Origin of the sequence: Variovorax paradoxus (assembly GCF_030811855.1) — a bacterium.
GTDB classification, from domain to species: Bacteria; Pseudomonadota; Gammaproteobacteria; order Burkholderiales; family Burkholderiaceae_C; genus Variovorax; species Variovorax paradoxus_L.
Genome location: NZ_JAUSRN010000029.1, coordinates 1 through 16,389, shown reverse-complemented (window position 1 = coordinate 16,389; position 16,389 = coordinate 1). Strand labels below are relative to the sequence as shown.

At 65.7% G+C, this 16,389-nt stretch carries 14 protein-coding genes and 1 riboswitch; of the genes, 5 read left to right on the top strand and 9 right to left on the bottom strand.

Going from position 1 to position 16,389, the window contains the following annotated elements:
• Nucleotides 1-105: 105 nt before the first annotated feature.
• Together thiC and J2X92_RS29305 are read right to left on the bottom strand one after the other, a co-directional pair.
• Nucleotides 106-1,992 carry a phosphomethylpyrimidine synthase ThiC gene (thiC, locus tag J2X92_RS29310; protein WP_055808218.1) on the bottom strand — a complete coding sequence of 629 codons (1,887 nt, stop codon included), beginning with the start codon at nucleotides 1,990-1,992 and terminating at the stop codon, nucleotides 106-108.
• 87 nt (nucleotides 1,993-2,079) lie between these two features.
• Nucleotides 2,080-2,183: riboswitch (TPP riboswitch) on the bottom strand.
• Between the two features lie 26 nt (nucleotides 2,184-2,209).
• Complete coding sequence (locus J2X92_RS29305) at nucleotides 2,210-2,638, bottom strand: YchJ family protein (RefSeq protein WP_307581375.1); 429 nt, start codon at nucleotides 2,636-2,638, stop codon at nucleotides 2,210-2,212.
• A gap of 222 nt (nucleotides 2,639-2,860) precedes the next feature.
• Between J2X92_RS29305 and J2X92_RS29300 the strand changes: the two genes are divergently transcribed.
• The gene (locus J2X92_RS29300) at nucleotides 2,861-3,595 is read left to right on the top strand and encodes a helix-turn-helix transcriptional regulator (protein WP_307581373.1); all 735 of its coding nucleotides are present in this window, start codon (nucleotides 2,861-2,863) and stop codon (nucleotides 3,593-3,595) included.
• A 15-nt stretch (nucleotides 3,596-3,610) separates the two neighbouring features.
• On the opposite strand, the gene iaaH is transcribed toward J2X92_RS29300, so the two are convergent.
• From iaaH to J2X92_RS29265, 7 genes are all read right to left on the bottom strand, one after another.
• The gene (iaaH, locus tag J2X92_RS29295) at nucleotides 3,611-5,131 is read right to left on the bottom strand and encodes an indoleacetamide hydrolase (RefSeq protein WP_307581371.1); all 1,521 of its coding nucleotides are present in this window, start codon (nucleotides 5,129-5,131) and stop codon (nucleotides 3,611-3,613) included.
• Between the two features lie 97 nt (nucleotides 5,132-5,228).
• A complete protein-coding gene (locus J2X92_RS29290) occupies nucleotides 5,229-6,359 on the bottom strand; it encodes an acyl-CoA dehydrogenase family protein (RefSeq protein WP_307581369.1) in 1,131 nt (376 codons plus the stop codon).
• 31 nt (nucleotides 6,360-6,390) lie between these two features.
• The gene (locus tag J2X92_RS29285; protein WP_307581367.1) at nucleotides 6,391-7,641 is read right to left on the bottom strand and encodes a glutamate carboxypeptidase; all 1,251 of its coding nucleotides are present in this window, start codon (nucleotides 7,639-7,641) and stop codon (nucleotides 6,391-6,393) included.
• Nucleotides 7,642-7,722: 81 nt separating this feature from the next.
• Complete coding sequence (locus J2X92_RS29280) at nucleotides 7,723-8,907, bottom strand: acetyl-CoA C-acyltransferase (RefSeq protein WP_307581365.1); 1,185 nt, start codon at nucleotides 8,905-8,907, stop codon at nucleotides 7,723-7,725.
• Nucleotides 8,908-8,964: 57 nt separating this feature from the next.
• Nucleotides 8,965-10,785: a bifunctional isocitrate dehydrogenase kinase/phosphatase gene (gene aceK, locus J2X92_RS29275; protein WP_307581363.1), complete on the bottom strand. Its 1,821-nt coding sequence runs from the start codon at nucleotides 10,783-10,785 to the stop codon at nucleotides 8,965-8,967.
• Between the two features lie 4 nt (nucleotides 10,786-10,789).
• Entirely contained in the window at nucleotides 10,790-11,566 is a 777-nt protein-coding gene (can, locus tag J2X92_RS29270) for a carbonate dehydratase (RefSeq protein ID WP_307581362.1), read from the bottom strand.
• A gap of 39 nt (nucleotides 11,567-11,605) precedes the next feature.
• Nucleotides 11,606-12,004, bottom strand: a complete 399-nt coding sequence (locus tag J2X92_RS29265) for a MerR family transcriptional regulator (RefSeq protein WP_307581360.1) — start codon at nucleotides 12,002-12,004, stop codon at nucleotides 11,606-11,608.
• Between the two features lie 119 nt (nucleotides 12,005-12,123).
• Between J2X92_RS29265 and J2X92_RS29260 the strand changes: the two genes are divergently transcribed.
• From J2X92_RS29260 to J2X92_RS29245, 4 genes are all read left to right on the top strand, one after another.
• Entirely contained in the window at nucleotides 12,124-13,203 is a 1,080-nt protein-coding gene (locus J2X92_RS29260; protein WP_307581358.1) for an MBL fold metallo-hydrolase, read from the top strand.
• Nucleotides 13,204-13,212: 9 nt separating this feature from the next.
• The gene (locus J2X92_RS29255; protein WP_307581356.1) at nucleotides 13,213-14,523 is read left to right on the top strand and encodes a leucine-rich repeat-containing protein kinase family protein; all 1,311 of its coding nucleotides are present in this window, start codon (nucleotides 13,213-13,215) and stop codon (nucleotides 14,521-14,523) included.
• The gene (locus tag J2X92_RS29250; RefSeq protein WP_307581354.1) at nucleotides 14,520-15,431 is read left to right on the top strand and encodes a pseudouridine synthase; all 912 of its coding nucleotides are present in this window, start codon (nucleotides 14,520-14,522) and stop codon (nucleotides 15,429-15,431) included. The genes J2X92_RS29255 and J2X92_RS29250 overlap by 4 nt, the downstream gene beginning before the upstream one ends.
• Nucleotides 15,432-15,516: 85 nt before the next feature.
• On the top strand, nucleotides 15,517-16,287 hold the full coding sequence (locus J2X92_RS29245) for an SDR family oxidoreductase (RefSeq protein ID WP_055808239.1): 771 nt from the start codon (nucleotides 15,517-15,519) through the stop codon (nucleotides 16,285-16,287).
• The last annotated feature ends 102 nt before the right edge of the window (nucleotides 16,288-16,389 follow it).

Below are 16,389 nucleotides of genomic sequence, written 5' to 3'. Positions count from 1 at the left end.
AGCGAAGGGACGCAGACAGTAGGGGTCGCCTTTCTTTGCTTACTTTCTTTGGCGAAGCAAAGAAAGTGAGTCGCCCGCCGGGGCGAGACCCGGCCCCGGGAAAAACTAAGACACCGCCCGAATCGGGATATACATCTCCCCGCCGGCCGCAGCAAACTCCTGCGACTTCTCGGCCATGCCGGCCGCCATGGCCTCCGCCTCCGCCACGCCCTTCTTGGCCGCGTACTCGCGCACTTCCTGCGTGATCTTCATCGAGCAGAACTTGGGTCCGCACATCGAACAGAAGTGCGCCACCTTGCTCGAATCCTTCGGCAAGGTTTCATCGTGGAATTCGCGCGCGGTGTCTGGGTCGAGGCCGAGATTGAACTGATCCTGCCACCGGAATTCGAAGCGTGCCTTGCTCAATGCGTCGTCGCGCGAACGAGCCCCAGGGTGCCCCTTCGCCACGTCGGCTGCATGCGCGGCGATCTTGTAGGCAATGATCCCCTGCTTCACGTCGTCGCGGTCGGGCAGGCCCAGGTGCTCCTTGGGCGTCACGTAGCAGAGCATGGCGGTGCCGGCCCAGCCGATCATCGCGGCGCCGATGGCGCTGGAGATGTGGTCGTAGCCTGGCGCGATGTCGATGGTCAGCGGCCCGAGCGTGTAGAACGGCGCTTCGTGGCAGTGCTTGAGCTGCTCGTCCATGTTGGCCTGAATCATGTGCATCGGCACGTGGCCCGGGCCTTCGATCATGGTCTGCACGTCATGCTTCCACGCGATCTGCGTGAGCTCGCCCAAAGTGCGCAGCTCTGCAAACTGGGCTTCGTCGTTGGCATCGGCGCCCGAGCCCGGACGCAAGCCGTCGCCCAGCGAAAAGCTCACGTCGTACGCCTTCATGATGTCGCAGATGTCCTCGAAGCGCTCGTAGAGAAAGCTCTCCTTGTGGTGCGCAATGCACCACTTGGCCATGATCGAGCCGCCGCGCGAGACGATGCCCGTCATGCGGTCCGCGGTCAGGTGGATGAACGGCAGGCGCACGCCCGCGTGGATGGTGAAGTAGTCGATGCCCTGCTCGGCCTGCTCGATCAGCGTGTCGCGGAAGATCTCCCAGGTGAGGTCCTCGGCCACGCCGCCCACCTTCTCCAGCGCCTGGTAGATCGGCACCGTGCCAATGGGCACCGGCGAGTTGCGCACGATCCAGTCGCGCGTCGTGTGGATGTTCTTGCCGGTCGACAGGTCCATCACGTTGTCGGCGCCCCAGCGGATCGCCCACACCAGCTTTTCAACCTCTTCCTCGATGCTCGAGGTGACGGCCGAGTTGCCGATGTTGGCGTTGATCTTCACCTTGAAGTTGCGTCCGATGGCCATCGGCTCGACTTCGGGGTGGTTGATGTTGGCCGGAATGATCGCGCGGCCGCGCGCCACCTCGTCGCGCACGAACTCGGGCGTGATGATGCGCGGAATGCTCGCGCCCATCGGGTTGCCGGCCACGCGCTTCGCACGCTCTTCATTGGCGAGGTATTCAGCCATCCATTCGCGCTTGCCGTTCTCGCGCAGCGCCACGTATTCCATCTCGGGAGTGACGATGCCGCGGCGTGCGTAGTGCATCTGCGTGACGTTGGCGCCCGACTTCGCGCGGCGCGGCGTGCGCTGCAGTGCCGATGCGCCGGCGCGCAGTTCGGCCAGGCGCTGGGCGTCGTGGTCGTGCGCGTGCTTCAGACCTTCGTCGAGCGCTTGGTGCGAACGACCTTCATAGCTCTCGGTGTCGTTGCGTTCGGCGATCCATGCATCGCGCACGCCAGGCAGGCCGCGGCGCACGTCGATGTCGACCTTGGCATCGGTGTAGGGGCCCGAGGTGTCGTAGAGCGAGACGGTCTCGCCGTTGGTCAGCAGCACGTCGCGCACCGGCACGTTCAGGTCGGGGCGGCTGCCTGGAATCAGGCACTTGTGCGAAGCGGGAAACGGCTCGCGCGTCAGCGAAAGCAGGGAGGTGAACTTGTCGGGGGCATTCATGCGGGGCACTCCTTGTTGAGGGAAAGGGTGCTCCGCAATCGCTCGGTGGACTTTGGGCCGCCACGGTGGGTGGGTGGCGGGACCGGAGTCAGGGAGTGCAGCTCTTCTTACGCCGGTATGACCCGGATCAAGTTCGCGGGTCGGCACTTGCCATCTCAGCACGCCACATGCGTGCACCCCGGAGCGGGGCCTATTGTGCGGGCCGAGGCCCGGTGCGTCAACCGGGGGTCTGCAGGTCGCCTTCGAGGTAGAACCAGCGGTCCCCCTCGCGCACGAAGCGGCTGCGCTCGTGCAGGCGCGTCGCGGTGCCGGTGCTGCTGCGCTGGCGGGCGACGAATTCGACCTCGGCGTGGTCGGCATCGAGCACCGAACGCGAGCGGATGTCGAGCCCGAGCCATTTCACGCCGGGTTCGAACTCGATCGAGGCCGGGCGCGTCGACGGGTGCCAGGTGGCGAGCAGGTAGGGGCCGCGCTCCAGCACGAAGGCCGAATAGCGCGAACGCATCAGCGATTCGGCGTCGGGCGCGGGCGTGCCCTCGAAATCGTCGAGGTAGCGGCCGCAGCACAGGGCGAAGCCGATGGGTTTGTCTCGGCGGTCGGTTCGGCCGCAGGGGCAAGGTCCGGTGGTGGGATCGGTGGCACTCATGAAGCCCCTATTGGAACACCTCGGAGGCCTTTCCTCCGCTGGGGCAAGCCCTGCGGCCGCATCCGGAGATACGCGCTTGGCGCAGCGCTTGCTAGACGCTAGCCTTCCCGGCATACCGGCATACCGGCATACCGGCATACCGGCATACCGGCATACCGGCATACCGGCATACCGGCATACCGGCATACCGGCATACCGGCATACCGACAGAGCGAGGCGGCGATGTACCTGACAGGCTCCGAACAGCAGGCGCTGCGCGGCGTTTTCACGCTGCTGGCCCAAGACCGCGGTGAAAGCGACATCCGCGAGCGCCTGGGCTGGGCGCTGCTCGACCTGCTGCATGCGGACCAGTTCGCCTCCTTCGTGTGGAACGCCGAAAGCGGCCGCTTCGACGGGCGGGTTGCTCTGAACATGGACCCCGCCAACCTCGACCGCTATGGTGAATGGCACCAGCATCACGACCCGATCACCTTCGTGCTGCAGTCGCACCGCCGCGCCACGCGGGTGACCGACGTGATGCCTCAGCGCGAACTGATGCGCACCGAATTTTTCACCGACTTTCTCTCTCGCGACGGGCTGCACTGGGGCATGAACCTGCATGCCTTCGCGGGCAGCCGTGCGCTGGGCGATCTGCGCATCTGGCGGCGCAAGGGTCGCGGAGATTTTGGCGACCACGAGAAGGCGCTGCTCGACCTGATCGAGCCCGCGTTCATCGGCGCGTTGCAGCGCGCCCAGCGTACGGCCGCCGCCGTGCCGATGCCCGCTGAAGCGGCGTGGACGGCATTGAGCACGCGCGAACGGGAGGTCGCGCAGGCCGTGTGCGAAGGCCTCACCGACAAGGAGATTGCGCGCCGCATGGCCGTAAGCGTGCCAACGGTACGGACTTACCTGCGTCGCACCTTCGACAAGCTCGGCATCGAGCGACGGTCGGCACTGGCCGGCCTGGTCAAGCGCTGACCGTCCAAAAAAAGTCTATTTCGTCTTGGGCGCAGGCAGGCGCCCCAGAACGCCTTCCACCGCGAGCCCTACGGCGAGCAGCTTGCGGTCGCTGCCGGCCGGTCCGTCGAGCTCCAGCCCCACTGGCAGCCCGCTTTCCGCACCCAGGCCCGAGGGCAACTGCACGCCCGGAATTCCGGCGTTGCTGCCGGGGTCGGTGTTCTGGATCAGAGCGCCGAAATTCTCGGGACTGCTGGCCTCGGGCCCGGCTGGCAATGCCACGCGCGGCACCGTCGGGAACACGAGCGCATCGAGCCTGTTCCTTGCGAAGGTGTCGCGGTAGAGCTTCTGCAAAGCGGGCCGTGCAACGCGCATCGCGTTGTCGTAGGCCGGCTTGGCGTCGACCACGCCGTTCGGCGCCGGCAGCTTGCGTGGGATCACGAAGGCTTCGAAGGTGCCCTTGACGTCGGGGCTTGCGATGCCGGCTGTCAGCTGCGCAATGTCGACTCCGGTGCCGTACTTCGCAAGGTAGGCCAGCATGTCGTCGTGCGCCTCGTAGAGCGCCAGCGGAAAGCCGATGGCGCCGTTGAGTTCCATGAGCTTCGGCATCTCCACGTCCACCAGGGCGACGCCAGCCGCACGCAGCTTGGCAAGCGCGGCATCGGTGGCGGCGCGCGTGTCCGCGTCGAGGTTCGCATAGAAGGCCGGCACCACGCCCAGCCGCACCCGCTTCAAGTCGGCGGGCCGGAGCGGCGCGCCGCCCGCGATCACGCGATCGAGCAGCGCGACGTCAGCCATCGACTGCGCCATCGGCCCGGCCGTGTCGCGCGTGTGCGAGATCGGCGCGATGCCCTGCTGCGAATAGCGTCCCATGGTCGGGCGCAGCGATGCGCAGCCATTGAATGCGCAAGGAATGCGCACCGATCCACCCGTGTCGGTGCCGAGCGCGGCCGGGGCCATGCGCGCACCGAGCGCCGCGCCATTGCCTGACGACGACCCGCCCGCGATCCGGCTCGCGTCGTAGGCATCGCGCACGCCCACCTCGGGGCCGCTCTGGAACGCGGGGTTGTAGCCGGTGACCCCGAAGGCCAGCTCGTGCATGTTCGTCTTGCCGAGAATGACCGCCCCCGCCGCCCGAAGCTTGGCGACCACCGGGGCGTCCGCTTTGGGCACAAAGCCCTTGAGCGCCGGCGATCCGGCCGTGGCAGGCAGGCCTTGCACCTGGATGTTGTCCTTGATGACCACCGGCAGGCCGGCCAGCGGCTTGCAGGCGCCGCCGCGCTTGCGCTGTGCGTCGGCGGCGCGAGCGGCCTTCAGCGCGCCGGCTTCGTCGAGTGTGATGAAGGCATTGAGGTTCTTGCCTGCATGGGCCTGTGCGATGTAGGCCGACACCAGCTGCTCGCTGCTGACGGTGCCCTCGCAGAGCTGCCGCACCGCGTCACTCGCGGTCAGCGTGGCGAGGTCTGGAATCGCGGTCGATTGGGCTTGCGCGGCCGAGGCAATGGCGCTGAGGCAGAGCAGGGCGAGGGTGGTGGGAGCGAGGTTGAAATTGGACATGGCAGAGACCTCCAACAAAGAGGTCGCCATGCTGCGCCGCTGGCGCCCGGCTGTCTGTCATCCAAATCGATGACAGCCAAGCGCCCGCCGCGCCTGCTCACGCCAGCGCGCGCTGGATCAGCAGTTTCTGTATGTCCGAGGTGCCTTCGTAGATCTGGCACACGCGTACGTCGCGGTAGATGCGCTCCAGCGGAAAGTCGTTCACGTAGCCATAGCCGCCCAGCGTCTGGATTGCCGCGCTGCAGACGCGCTCGGCCATTTCGCTCGCGAACAGCTTGGCCATGGCGGCCTCCTTGAGGCAGGGCCGACCCGCATCGCGCAGGCTCGCTGCATGCCATATCAGCTGGCGCGCGGCTTCGAGCTGCGTGGCGCATTCGGCCAGCCTGAATCCGACTGCCTGCTGCTCGAAGATCGAACCGCCGAAGGCTTGCCGCTCCTTCGCATAGGCCAGCGCCACGTCGAAGGCGCTGCGCGCCATGCCCACGCTCTGCGCCGCGATGCCGATGCGCCCGCCCTCAAGCGCGCCCAGCGCGATCTTGTAGCCCTCGCCCTCGGCACCGATAAGGTTTTCCGCCGGAATGCGGCAGCCGTCGAAGTTGATCTGCGCGGTGTCGCTGCTGTGCTGACCCAGCTTGTCCTCGAGCCGCGCCACGCTGTAGCCGGGCGCATTGGTGGGCACGATGAACGCGCTCATGCCTCGCTTGCCCGCGCCCTTGTCGGTCACCGCGATGACGATGGCCACCTGCCCGTTCTTGCCGCTGGTGATGAACTGCTTCACGCCATCGATCACATAGCCGTCGCCGTCCTTGCGCGCGGTGGTGCGCAGGCTCGACGCATCGCTGCCGGCCTGCGGCTCGGTGAGGCAGAAGGCGCCGAGCATCTGCCCCTGCGCAAGCGGCTCGAGCCACTGCTTCTTCTGCTGCGCGTTGCCATAGCGCATGAGGATCGCGTTGACCGGGCAGTTGGTCACGCTGATGGCCGTGCTGGTACCGCCGTCGCCGGCCGCGATTTCTTCCAGTACCAGCGCGAGCGTGAGGTAGTCCAGGCCCGCGCCGCCATGCTCCTCGGGCACGCAGATGCCGTAGGCGCCCAGCGCCGCGAGCCCCTGGTGCGCTTCCTTGGGAAAACTGTGCTCGCGGTCCCACTTCGGGGCGTTGGGCCAGAGTTCGGCTTGGGAAAAATCGCGCACCGCGTCGCGGATCGCTTCCTGGTCGGCACTGAGCAGCATGGCTTGTCTCCTGTCTTTTTCTTTTTGCTGGTTACTTGCCTGCGCCCAGATCCATGATGAGCCGTGCGGCCATGTACAGGCGCCTTGGAATGGCGCTGATGTCGACGTACTCGGCTTTGTCGCTGTGATAGCCGAAGCCGGGCAGGCCCAGGCTCTCGATCACCGGCTTGCCCGAAAGCGCCGCGTAGGCTGCGTCGGTGCCGCCGCCGGTGCGCTCTTCCACGCCCAGCGTGCCACCGGCTTCCTTGTAGAAGGCCACGGCCTTCTCGACCAGCTTCTTGCCGCCTTCGCCGGCATTGAACGCCGGCCGGCCGCGCGTGACCACCACCTTCACGTCGGACTCCGGCAACTTCTTCTGCTGCGCCTTTTCTTCGAGCGTCTTCATCGCGGCGTCGAAGTCTTCGTTGCGCGCATAGCGCACGTCGGCATTCAAGGTCGCGCTTGCGGGGATGATGTTGGAGACGTTGCCCGCCTTGGCAATGGTCCAGTTGAAGCGCAGGTGCTTGGCCTTGTCGTCGATGCTCATGGTGCGTAGCACCAGGTCCGAAGCCTCGACCAAGGCGTTCACACCCAGCTCGGGCGCCGCGCCCGCATGCGAGGCCTTGCCGGTGATGTTGACCTGCACGTAGGCAATGCCCGAAGTGCCGAGCGACAGCTTCTCGTCGCCTGCGCTCGTGGGTTCGAACGACAGCACGTAGTCGGCCTGCTTGGCTTCTTCCTGAATCAGGTCTCGCGAGCCGAAGGAGCCCTTTTCCTCGTCGGTGTTGAAGAGCACAGTGATGGTGCCGTAGTCGCGCACGCCATAGTCCTTGAGCAGCTTCAGCGTGTGCAGGATGACGGCGTTGCCGCCCTTGTCGTCGGCAATGCCCGGGCCGTAGGCCTTGGTGCCTTCGATTCGGAAGGGCGCTTTTGCAAGCGTGCCCTTGAGGTACACGGTGTCCATGTGCGACATCAGCAGCAGGTTCTTGCCGCCTCGGCCCTTGAGCTTGCCGACGATGTTGTCGCCCACCACGAGACCGGTGGACTTGCTGCGCGTAACGGTGAAGCCCAGGTTCTTGAGCTCGCCTTCCAGGTAGTTGCCGGCGGCTGCAATGCCTTCGGCGTCTTCCGTGCCGGTTTCAATGTTGACCAACTGCTCCAACGTCTTGAGCACCGCGGGCTGCGCATCGGTGGCCGCCTGAAAAAGCACGTTGTCGCGCTTTTGTGCCCAGCCGGCGGCGGGCGCCAGCAAGGCGCCGGCCAGCAGGGCCGCCATGACGGGACGTTGGTTGAATGGGCGCATGAACAATCTCCTGCCGGTGCAATAGTCGTAAATAAGAACCACGAAGCGCCCGGCCGCGGGCGCCTGTGGCGGTTGTTTTGATCAGAGCAGCTCGAGCGCGACAGCCGTGCCTTCGCCGCCGCCGATGCACAGCGTGGCCACGCCGCGCTTCTTGCCGCGCGCCTTCAGCGCATGAATCAGCGTGACCATGATGCGCGCGCCGCTGGCGCCGATCGGGTGGCCCAGCGCACAGGCGCCGCCGTTCACGTTGACGATGCCGTGCGACACGTCGAGCTCGTGCATCAGCGCCATTGGCACCACCGCGAAAGCCTCATTCACCTCCCACAGGTCCACGTCTTTGACGGTCCAGCCGGTCTTCTTGAACAGCTTGGCCACGGCGCCGACTGGCGCGGTGGAGAACCATTCGGGCTGCTGCGCATGCGTGGCATGGCCGACGATGCGCGCAATGGGCTTGGCGCCGATTTTCTTCGCGTGCGACTCGGTCATCATCACCAGCGCCGCGGCACCGTCGTTGATCGACGAGCTCGATGCGGCGGTGATGGTGCCGTTCTCTTTCTTGAACGCGGGCTTGAGCGTGGCGATCTTGTCGAGCTTGACCTTGCCCGGACCTTCGTCGATGGAGATGACCGTGTCGCCGCCGCGGCCCTTCACGGTGACGGGCGTGATTTCGTCCTTGAAGGCACCGGATTCGGTTGCGGCCTTGGCGCGCTCGACGCTCGCAATGGCGAACGCATCCTGCTGCTCGCGCGTGAACTTGTACTTGGCGGCGCAGTCCTCGCCGAAGGTGCCCATCGAGCGGCCCGGCTGGTAGGCATCTTCCAGGCCGTCGAGCATCATGTGGTCGAAGATGCGGTCGTGGCCCATGCGGTAGCCACCGCGGCCCTTGAGCATGAGGTAGGGCGCATTGGTCATGCTTTCCATGCCGCCCGCCACCATCACGTCGTGCGTGCCGGCCAAAAGCAGGTCGTGCGAGAGCATGGCGGCCTTCATGGCCGAGCCGCACATCTTGCTGAGCGTGACCGCGCCGGCGCTGTCGGGCAGGCCGCCCTTGTAGGCCGCCTGGCGCGCAGGGGCCTGGCCCTGGCCGGCCATGAGGCAGTTGCCGAACAGCACTTCGCCGACGCTGTCAGGTGCAATGCCGGCGCGCTCCACGGCGGCCTTGATCGCGGCGCCGCCGAGGTCATGCGCCGAGAGGGAAGAAAAGTCGCCCTGGAAGCTCCCCATGGGAGTACGGGCGGCGCCGACGATGACGATGGATTCAGGCATGGGGATCTCCTTCGGAAGTTGAAAGTAGAAGGTGGTCTTCGTGGACCGGGAACTCAATCAAAAATGGGTCGCATGCCCTTCATGCTGGAAGCGCTGCGATTCTTCGTACGGGAACACGTCGAGCATCTGTCCCGCCTCGATGCGTTCCTTGTGGTGCTGCCAGAAGGCGGCGTCGAGCAGGTCGGCATGGTGCGCCATGAAGGCCTCGCGCACCGCGTCGTTGCCGAGCAGGAAAGGGCCGAAGGTCTCGGGAAACACGTCCTTCGGGCCGACCGAATACCAGACTTCGCCGCTCATCTCGTCTTCCTCGTTGCGGGCCGCCGGCACCTTGCGGAAGCGGCAGTCGGTGATGTATTCGATCTCGTCGTAGTCGTAGAACACCACCTTGCCGCCGCGCGTGACACCGAAGTTCTTCCACAGCATGTCGCCAGGGAAGATGTTGGCCGCCACCATGTCCTTGATGGCGTTGCCGTACTCGACCACCGCGTGCTCCAGCTGCTCCTGTGCGCGCTTGGCATGGGCCGGGCTTTCGGGGTGGGCCAGCGTGTCGAAGGCCTCCTGCAGGAAGATGTTGAGCGGGATCATGCGGCGCTCGATGTAGACGTGCTTGAGCACCAGTTCCATCTCCCCGTTGCCATCGCGGTCGGCGATCTCCAGCTGGCTGGGGGCGAACTTGCGGATCTCCTCGATCAGCTCGGGCTCGAAGCGGTCGAGCGGAAAACCCACGTCGCTGTACTCCAGCGTATCGGCCATGCGGCCCACGCGGTCGTGCTGCTTCACGAGCAGGTACTTGCCCTTGATCTGCTCGCGCGTGGTGTCTTTCTGCGGCGGATAGAAATCCTTGATGACCTTGAACACGAACGGGAACGACGGCAGGTCGAACACCAGCATGACCATGCCCTTGATGCCGGGCGCAATGCGGAAGCGGTCGCTCGAGTAATTCAGGTGCGAGAGAAAGTCGCGGTAGAAAAGCGTCTTGCCCTGCTTGGCCAGGCCCAGCGCGTTGTAGATTTCCGCGCGCGGCTTGCGAGGCATGAGCGAGCGAAGGAACTGCACGCAGGCCGATGGCACTTCCATGTCGACCATGAAGTAGGCGCGCGCAAAGCTGAAGAGCATCTGCAGGTCGTCTTCGCCGAAGAGCGCGGCATCCACGTAGAACTTGCCATGGCTGTCGTGCAGGATCGGCAGCGAGAACGGGAGCTCGACAAAGCCGTTCATGATCTTGCCGACCACGTAGGCGCCCTTGTTGCGATAGAAGAGCCCCGAGAGCACCTGGATCTGAAAATTGGCGCGCAGCTTCACCTGGTGGAAGCGCCCCATGATCGCGTGCGCCACGCGCTCGGCATCGCGCCGCTTGTGGGCAAAGCCGCCCTGCAGCGCGAAGTCGTCGATCATCTGCTCGATGGTGTCGGCGAGCGTTTCGTGCGAAGGGTAGTAGGGCCTGTAGGTGGGTGCGCCGCGGGGCTCGATGTACTCGGTGCTGATGGCCGGCCGCACGAAGATGAAGTCGTTCTGGAAGTAGGCGCGGTGCAGGATCTTCGTGGTCACCGAGTTGAAAAAACTCTCGGCCAGTTCGGGCTGGTGGTGGTCCACCAAGAGGCCGATGAAGTGCAGCTTGACCTGGTGCCACACCTCCATCGGCTGGTCCCCGGCCTTGAACTCTTTCTCGAGCCGCGCCACGGCCTCGTTCACGCGCAGGTCGTAGAACTCGATGCGCTCGCGCTGAGCGCGCTGCTGGCCATGCCAGTCGGCCGTTTCGAAGCGGTGCTTGGCGCGCGCCGATTCAGCGCGAAACAGGCTGTAGTGGCGATTGAATCCATCGATCATCGCCTTGGCGATGTCGTAGGCCAGCGGTGAATCGAGACGCTGCGGGAACATGGCTTCAGCCGGTCTTTGCTTCGGTGCTTTGGCCGAGGGGGGCATCGGCCTCGCCGGCGGGAATGACTTCGATGACCTCGGTGCCATCGGACCCGGCCTGCGCCGAGGGCGAGATGCCCAGGGGCTTGCTCCACTTGTAGCGGATGCGCTGTACCGCGGCCTTGTACACCGCGTCGAGCGGCTTGTTGCCATCCACGTTCAGCCCCAAGTCCTGCAGCAGGCCGTCATGCACGCCGAAGGTCCAGCCGTGGATCTTGACCTTCTGGCCGCGGCCCCAGGCGTCGACCATGACGGTGCTCACGGCCACGTTGACCACCTGCTCGGCCACGTTGAGCTCGCACAGTGCATCGACGCGCACGTCCTCGGGCAGGGTTTCGAGCATCACGGCGTGGCGGTCGCGCACGTCCTGGATGTGGCGGATCCAGTTGTCGGCCAGGCCAATGCGCTTGCCGCTGAGGGCCGCCTTGACGCCGGCGCAGCCGTAGTGGCCCACCACCATGATGTGCTCGACCTTCAGGTGCTCGACCGCGAACTGGATGGCCGAGAGCGCGTTGAGGTCGGAGTGCACCACGATGTTGGCGACGTTGCGGTGCACGAACACCTCGCCAGGTTCCAGGCCAGTGATCTGGTTGGCGGGCACGCGGCTGTCGGAGCAGCCAATCCACATGTAGCGCGGCGTCTGCTGCTTTACCAGGCTGGTGAAGAAGCCAGGCCGGTCGCGTTCCATCTGTGCGGACCAGGCACGGTTGTGGGCAAACAGGTCATCAAGAGTGTCGGACATGGGCGTGATTGTCGATGAGTCGTGGTTTGGTGCGGTATTTCAGGCCGTTCGGGCGGCTTTCTGCGCCTTGGCAAGGGTCGCGCGGCCCTTTTTCTCGTGCTCGCGCACTTCCGCGAGGTTGGCCTGCAGCTCGGCCAGCTGGGCCTCGAGCTGCGCGCGGTGGGCGCCGAGCACGCCGAGAAACTTCTCCAGCTGCGGCACCGTGTCGCGCGGGCTGTCGTACATGTCGAGGATTTCCTTGGCCTCGGTCAGGCTCAGGCCCAGGCGCTTGGCGCGCAGCGTGAGCGTGAGGCGCGCCCTGTCGCGCGCGCTGTAGACGCGCTGCATGCCGGAGCGCTCCGGCGTCAGCAGCCCCATGTCTTCATAGAAGCGGATGGCGCGCGTCGTGAGGTCGAACTCCTTCGCGAGCTGGCTGATGGTGAAGGTCTGCGCGGACATGGGTTGCGGTTTGTCTGGAAGCCGTCAGTGGGGGCGTTGCGGGCGCGACAGCGCGGTTGCCCTGCGCTCCCTACAATGTTGCCATCAACCCATGACGTTTACGTAAACGTCAATCTTACATGAACCTCCTCGAACGCGAACTCCACTACCCCCTGGGCGACACCCTGCCCGCGCCCGGCGAAGCACTGGAAGTGGCGCCGGGCGTGCGATGGATCCGCATGCGGCTGCCGTTTGCGCTCGACCACATCAACCTCTGGCTGCTGCGCGACAGCATCGGCGGCGTGGAGGGTTGGACGGTGGTCGACTGCTGCATTGCCCACGACGAAGCCCGCGCGCAATGGGAGACGATATTCGAGACCCAGCTGCAGGGCCTGCCAATCCTGCGTGTGATCGTCACCCACATGCACCCCGACCACATCGGCCTGGCCGAATGGCTGTGCACGCGCTGGAACGCGCCGCTGTGGATCAGCTCGACCGACTACCACGTGGCGCGCGTGCTGAGCACCAACGGCGACACGCTGGCGGGCGGCGATGCAGCCGCCAGCTTCTTTGCCTCGCACGGCCTGACCGATCCCGCGGCCGTCGCCAAGATCCGCGCCCGCACCAACTACTACGCCAACATGGTGCCGTCGGTGCCCGACCGCTTTACGCGCATGCTGGACGGCGAATCCGTGTCCATCAACGGCCACGCCTGGCGCTGCATCAGCGGCTACGGCCACGCGCCCGAGCACATCGCGCTGTATTGCGATGAACTGAAGCTGCTGCTGGGCGGCGACATGATGCTGCCGCGCATCTCGACCAACGTGAGCGTGCACGCGGGCGAGCCCGAAGCCAACTCGCTGCGGCTCTTCCTGGACAGCATCGACAAGTTCAAGGCTCTGCCAGCCGACACCCTGGGCCTGCCATCGCACGGCAAGCCGTTTACGGGCATTCACCGCCGCGTAGACCAGCTGCAGGAGCACCACCGCGACCGCCTGGCCGAACTGCTCGAAGCGTGCACCGCACGTCCGCTGACTGCGGCCGAGGGCCTGCCCATCCTCTTCAAGCGTGAACTCGACCTGCACCAGATGACCTTCGCGATGGGCGAGACGGTGGCGCACTTGCACCTGCTGTGGTTTGCGGGGCAGGTCAGGCGCGAACTGGGCGCGGACGGCATCTACCGTTTCGGCGCCGGAGCCGCCGCCCCGCATGCACTTTAGACTCGGTGGATGGACACGCTTGCTGAGCTGCGCGCGGGCCGGCTGGCAGGCGCAAAACGAATCGATCTCTCGTGCGGACTCACCGAGTTTCCGCGCGAGATCTTCGACCTGGCCGATTCGCTTGAAATCCTGAACCTCTCGGGCAATGCGCTCGACTCGCTGCCCGAAGACTTGGGTCGGCTGCATCGCCTGCGCGTGCTGTTCTGCTCCGACAACCGCTTCACGCAACTTCCCGAATCGATCGGACGCTGCCAAGCCCTGGAAATGGTCGGGTTCAAGGCCAACCGCATCCGCGCCGTGCCCGCCGCCGCGCTGCGGCTGCCGTTGCTGCGCTGGCTGATCTTGACCGACAACAACATCGATAGCTTGCCCGAGGCGCTGGGGCAATGCGGCGCGATGCAGAAGCTCATGCTCGCTGGCAACCAGCTGCGAGCGCTGCCGGAATCGCTGACGAGCTGCAGTCAACTCGAACTGCTGCGCATCTCTGCCAACCGCTTCGAGGCGCTGCCTCCGTGGCTGCTCTCGCTGCCGCGCCTCTCGTGGCTCGCGGGTGCGGGCAATCCTTTCGATGCACAGGCCGAAGACGCGGCCATTGCGGCGCAGTCGGTGCCGCGCGTCGACTGGCGCGATCTGTCGCTGGGCGTCCAGCTTGGCGAGGGGGCATCGGGGGTTATCCACCAGGCAACGCTGGCCTCGAGCATGCAGCCCGTGGCCGTCAAGCTCTTCAAGGGCGCGGTGACGAGCGATGGCTGGCCGCACAGTGAAATGGCCGCCAGCATCGCGGCCGGCGCGCATCCGACCCTCATTGCCGCGCAAGGCAGAATCGACGGGCACCCCGACGGCATCGAGGGCCTGGTCATGGCGCTGGTGGACCCATCGTTTCGCACGCTTGCCGGGCCGCCGAGCCTTGCCTCCTGCACGCGCGACGTGTATCCGGCGGACGTGCAATGGACCTCCGGCGTGGCACTGCGCATTGCCCGGGACATCGCTTCGGCCATGCGGCACTTGCATGCGCGCGGCATCCTGCACAGCGACCTTTACGCGCATAACATCCTCTGGAATGCGCAGGGTGGCGGCTTGCTTGGCGACTTCGGCGCGGCCTGGATGACGGGCGCGCTCGAAGCGGCGCAGGCCGGCGCGCTGCAGCGGCTCGAGATGCGCGCCTTCGGCTGTCTGCTCGAAGAACTCCTCGCGCATTGCAGCGATGCGCCGCCAGAAGCCATGGCCGCGCTGAAGGAACGCTGCATGCAAGCCGACGTGGCGGCGCGGCCCTTGTTCACCGAGGCGCTGTCGCTGCTGCAGAACGAGCTCTCGCAATGACAAGCCCGCGCCTGCCGCTGCCCACGCGCGACGGCGTCGGCCCGAGCTGTGTCGGCCTGCCGCAGGGCCCATGGCCCACCATTGCCGAGTTCCTGATGGCGCGGTTTCCCGCGATCACGCGCGAAGCCTGGATGGCGCGCATCGAGGCCAACGACGTGATCGACGAACACGGCGTGCCCGTGACTGCGCAGCGCCGCTACCAGGCGCCGCTGCGCGTGTACTACTACCGCACGATCGATGCCGAGGTGCGCATTCCCTTCGACGAGCAGGTGCTGTTCCAGGACAACCACTTGGTGGTGGTCGACAAGCCGCCGTTCCTGCCCGTGACGCCGACCGGCAAGTACCTGCAGGAAAGCTTGCTGGTGCGGCTCAAGCGCAAGCTGAAGCTCGACGACCTGGTGCCGCTGCACCGCATCGACCGCAGCACGGCGGGGCTGGTGCTGTTCTCGGTGCGCCCCGAAACGCGCGGGGCCTACCAGGCCATGTTCCCGGAGCGCCGCATCGCCAAGCACTATGAAGCCGTGGTGCCATGGCCGCCGGGCGTGTCGTCGGTGCCCGGCACCTACCGCAGCCGGCTGGTGGACGACGAGCATTTCATGCGCGTGAAGGAGGAGGAGGGCGAGCCCAATTCCGAAACCCGCATCGTGGTGAAAGAGGCGGCGGGCGGCTATGCGCTGCTCGATCTTTCGCCTGTTACCGGCCGCAAGCACCAGCTGCGGGTGCATTGCATGGCGCTGGGCATGCCGATCGTGAACGACCCGATCTACCCGACGCTGCTGCCACAGGGCAGCGACGACTTCGACAAGCCGCTGCAGCTGTTGGCCAAGTCGGTGGCGTTTCAGGACCCGGTGAGCGGCGAACTGCGCAGCTTCACGAGTCCGCGAAGCCTGTCGCTGCCGCCAAGGTGACGCGCCGCCGGCGCGCGCCGCACTAAGCTCGTTTCCTGGATCTTTCGTCAGTCAGTCAGTCATTCATTCAGGAGACACCTTCGCCATGGACACCACCCAACTCTTTTCGCTGAAAGGCCGCAGCGCCCTGATTACCGGCGGCTCGCGCGGCATCGGCCGCATGATCGCCGAAGGATTTCTGGCGCAGGGCGCGCGCGTATACATCTCGGCCCGCAAGGCCGCGGCCTGCGACCAGACCGCCAAGGAGCTGTCGGCCTTCGGCCACTGCGTGTCGCTGCCGGCTGACGTGTCCACGCTGGAAGGCGCACAGGCGCTGGTCGATGCCTACGCGAAGCATGAAGATTCGCTCGACATCCTCGTCAACAACGCTGGCGCGGCCTGGGGCGCGCCGTACGACGAGTTTCCCGAGAGCGGCTGGGACAAGGTGGTGGACCTGAACCTCAAGACGCCGTTCTTCTTGACCAAGGCATTGACGCCGATGCTCAAGAAGGCGGCGACCGATCATCTGTCGAAGGTGATCAACATTGCCTCTATCGATGGCATTTCGGTGAATCCGCAGGAGACGTATTCGTACGCCGCGAGCAAGGCTGGGTTGATCCAGCTGACGCGGCGCATGGCGCTTCGGCTGGCGCAAGACCGGATCGTGGTGAGCGCGATTGCGCCGGGGGCGTTTGCTTCGGACATGAACAAGCTGGCGCGTGATCATGGCGATGAGGTGAAGGAACGGATTCCTGCGGGGCGCATCGGGACGCCTGAGGATATGGCTGGGGCGGCTATTTATTTGGCTTCGCGGGCGGGGGACTATGTGATGGGGTCTACGTTGGTGGTGGATGGGGGGGTTACGCACGCGCGTTGATCGCTGTTTTTTTTGAGGTCTGAGGCCGGGACTCGCCCCGGCGGGCGACCTACTTTTCTTTGCTTCGCCAAAGAAACGTAGGCAAAAGAAAGGCGACCCCAC

Bases quoted from the DNA above. Each gene is read 5' to 3' on its own strand.
- J2X92_RS29285 (WP_307581367.1), bottom strand. From the start codon at position 7,641: ATGCGCCCATTCAACCAACGTCCCGTCATGGCGGCCCTGCTGGCCGGC.
- aceK (WP_307581363.1), bottom strand. From the start codon at position 10,785: ATGTTCCCGCAGCGTCTCGATTCACCGCTGGCCTACGACATCGCCAAG.
- J2X92_RS29265 (WP_307581360.1), bottom strand. From the start codon at position 12,004: ATGTCCGCGCAGACCTTCACCATCAGCCAGCTCGCGAAGGAGTTCGAC.
- J2X92_RS29280 (WP_307581365.1), bottom strand. From the start codon at position 8,907: ATGCCTGAATCCATCGTCATCGTCGGCGCCGCCCGTACTCCCATGGGG.
- J2X92_RS29290 (WP_307581369.1), bottom strand. From the start codon at position 6,359: ATGCTGCTCAGTGCCGACCAGGAAGCGATCCGCGACGCGGTGCGCGAT.
- J2X92_RS29305 (WP_307581375.1), bottom strand. From the start codon at position 2,638: ATGAGTGCCACCGATCCCACCACCGGACCTTGCCCCTGCGGCCGAACC.
- J2X92_RS29245 (WP_055808239.1), top strand. From the start codon at position 15,517: ATGGACACCACCCAACTCTTTTCGCTGAAAGGCCGCAGCGCCCTGATT.
- J2X92_RS29300 (WP_307581373.1), top strand. From the start codon at position 2,861: ATGTACCTGACAGGCTCCGAACAGCAGGCGCTGCGCGGCGTTTTCACG.
- can (WP_307581362.1), bottom strand. From the start codon at position 11,566: ATGTCCGACACTCTTGATGACCTGTTTGCCCACAACCGTGCCTGGTCC.
- J2X92_RS29250 (WP_307581354.1), top strand. From the start codon at position 14,520: ATGACAAGCCCGCGCCTGCCGCTGCCCACGCGCGACGGCGTCGGCCCG.
- thiC (WP_055808218.1), bottom strand. From the start codon at position 1,992: ATGAATGCCCCCGACAAGTTCACCTCCCTGCTTTCGCTGACGCGCGAG.
- iaaH (WP_307581371.1), bottom strand. From the start codon at position 5,131: ATGTCCAATTTCAACCTCGCTCCCACCACCCTCGCCCTGCTCTGCCTC.
- J2X92_RS29255 (WP_307581356.1), top strand. From the start codon at position 13,213: ATGGACACGCTTGCTGAGCTGCGCGCGGGCCGGCTGGCAGGCGCAAAA.
- J2X92_RS29260 (WP_307581358.1), top strand. From the start codon at position 12,124: ATGAACCTCCTCGAACGCGAACTCCACTACCCCCTGGGCGACACCCTG.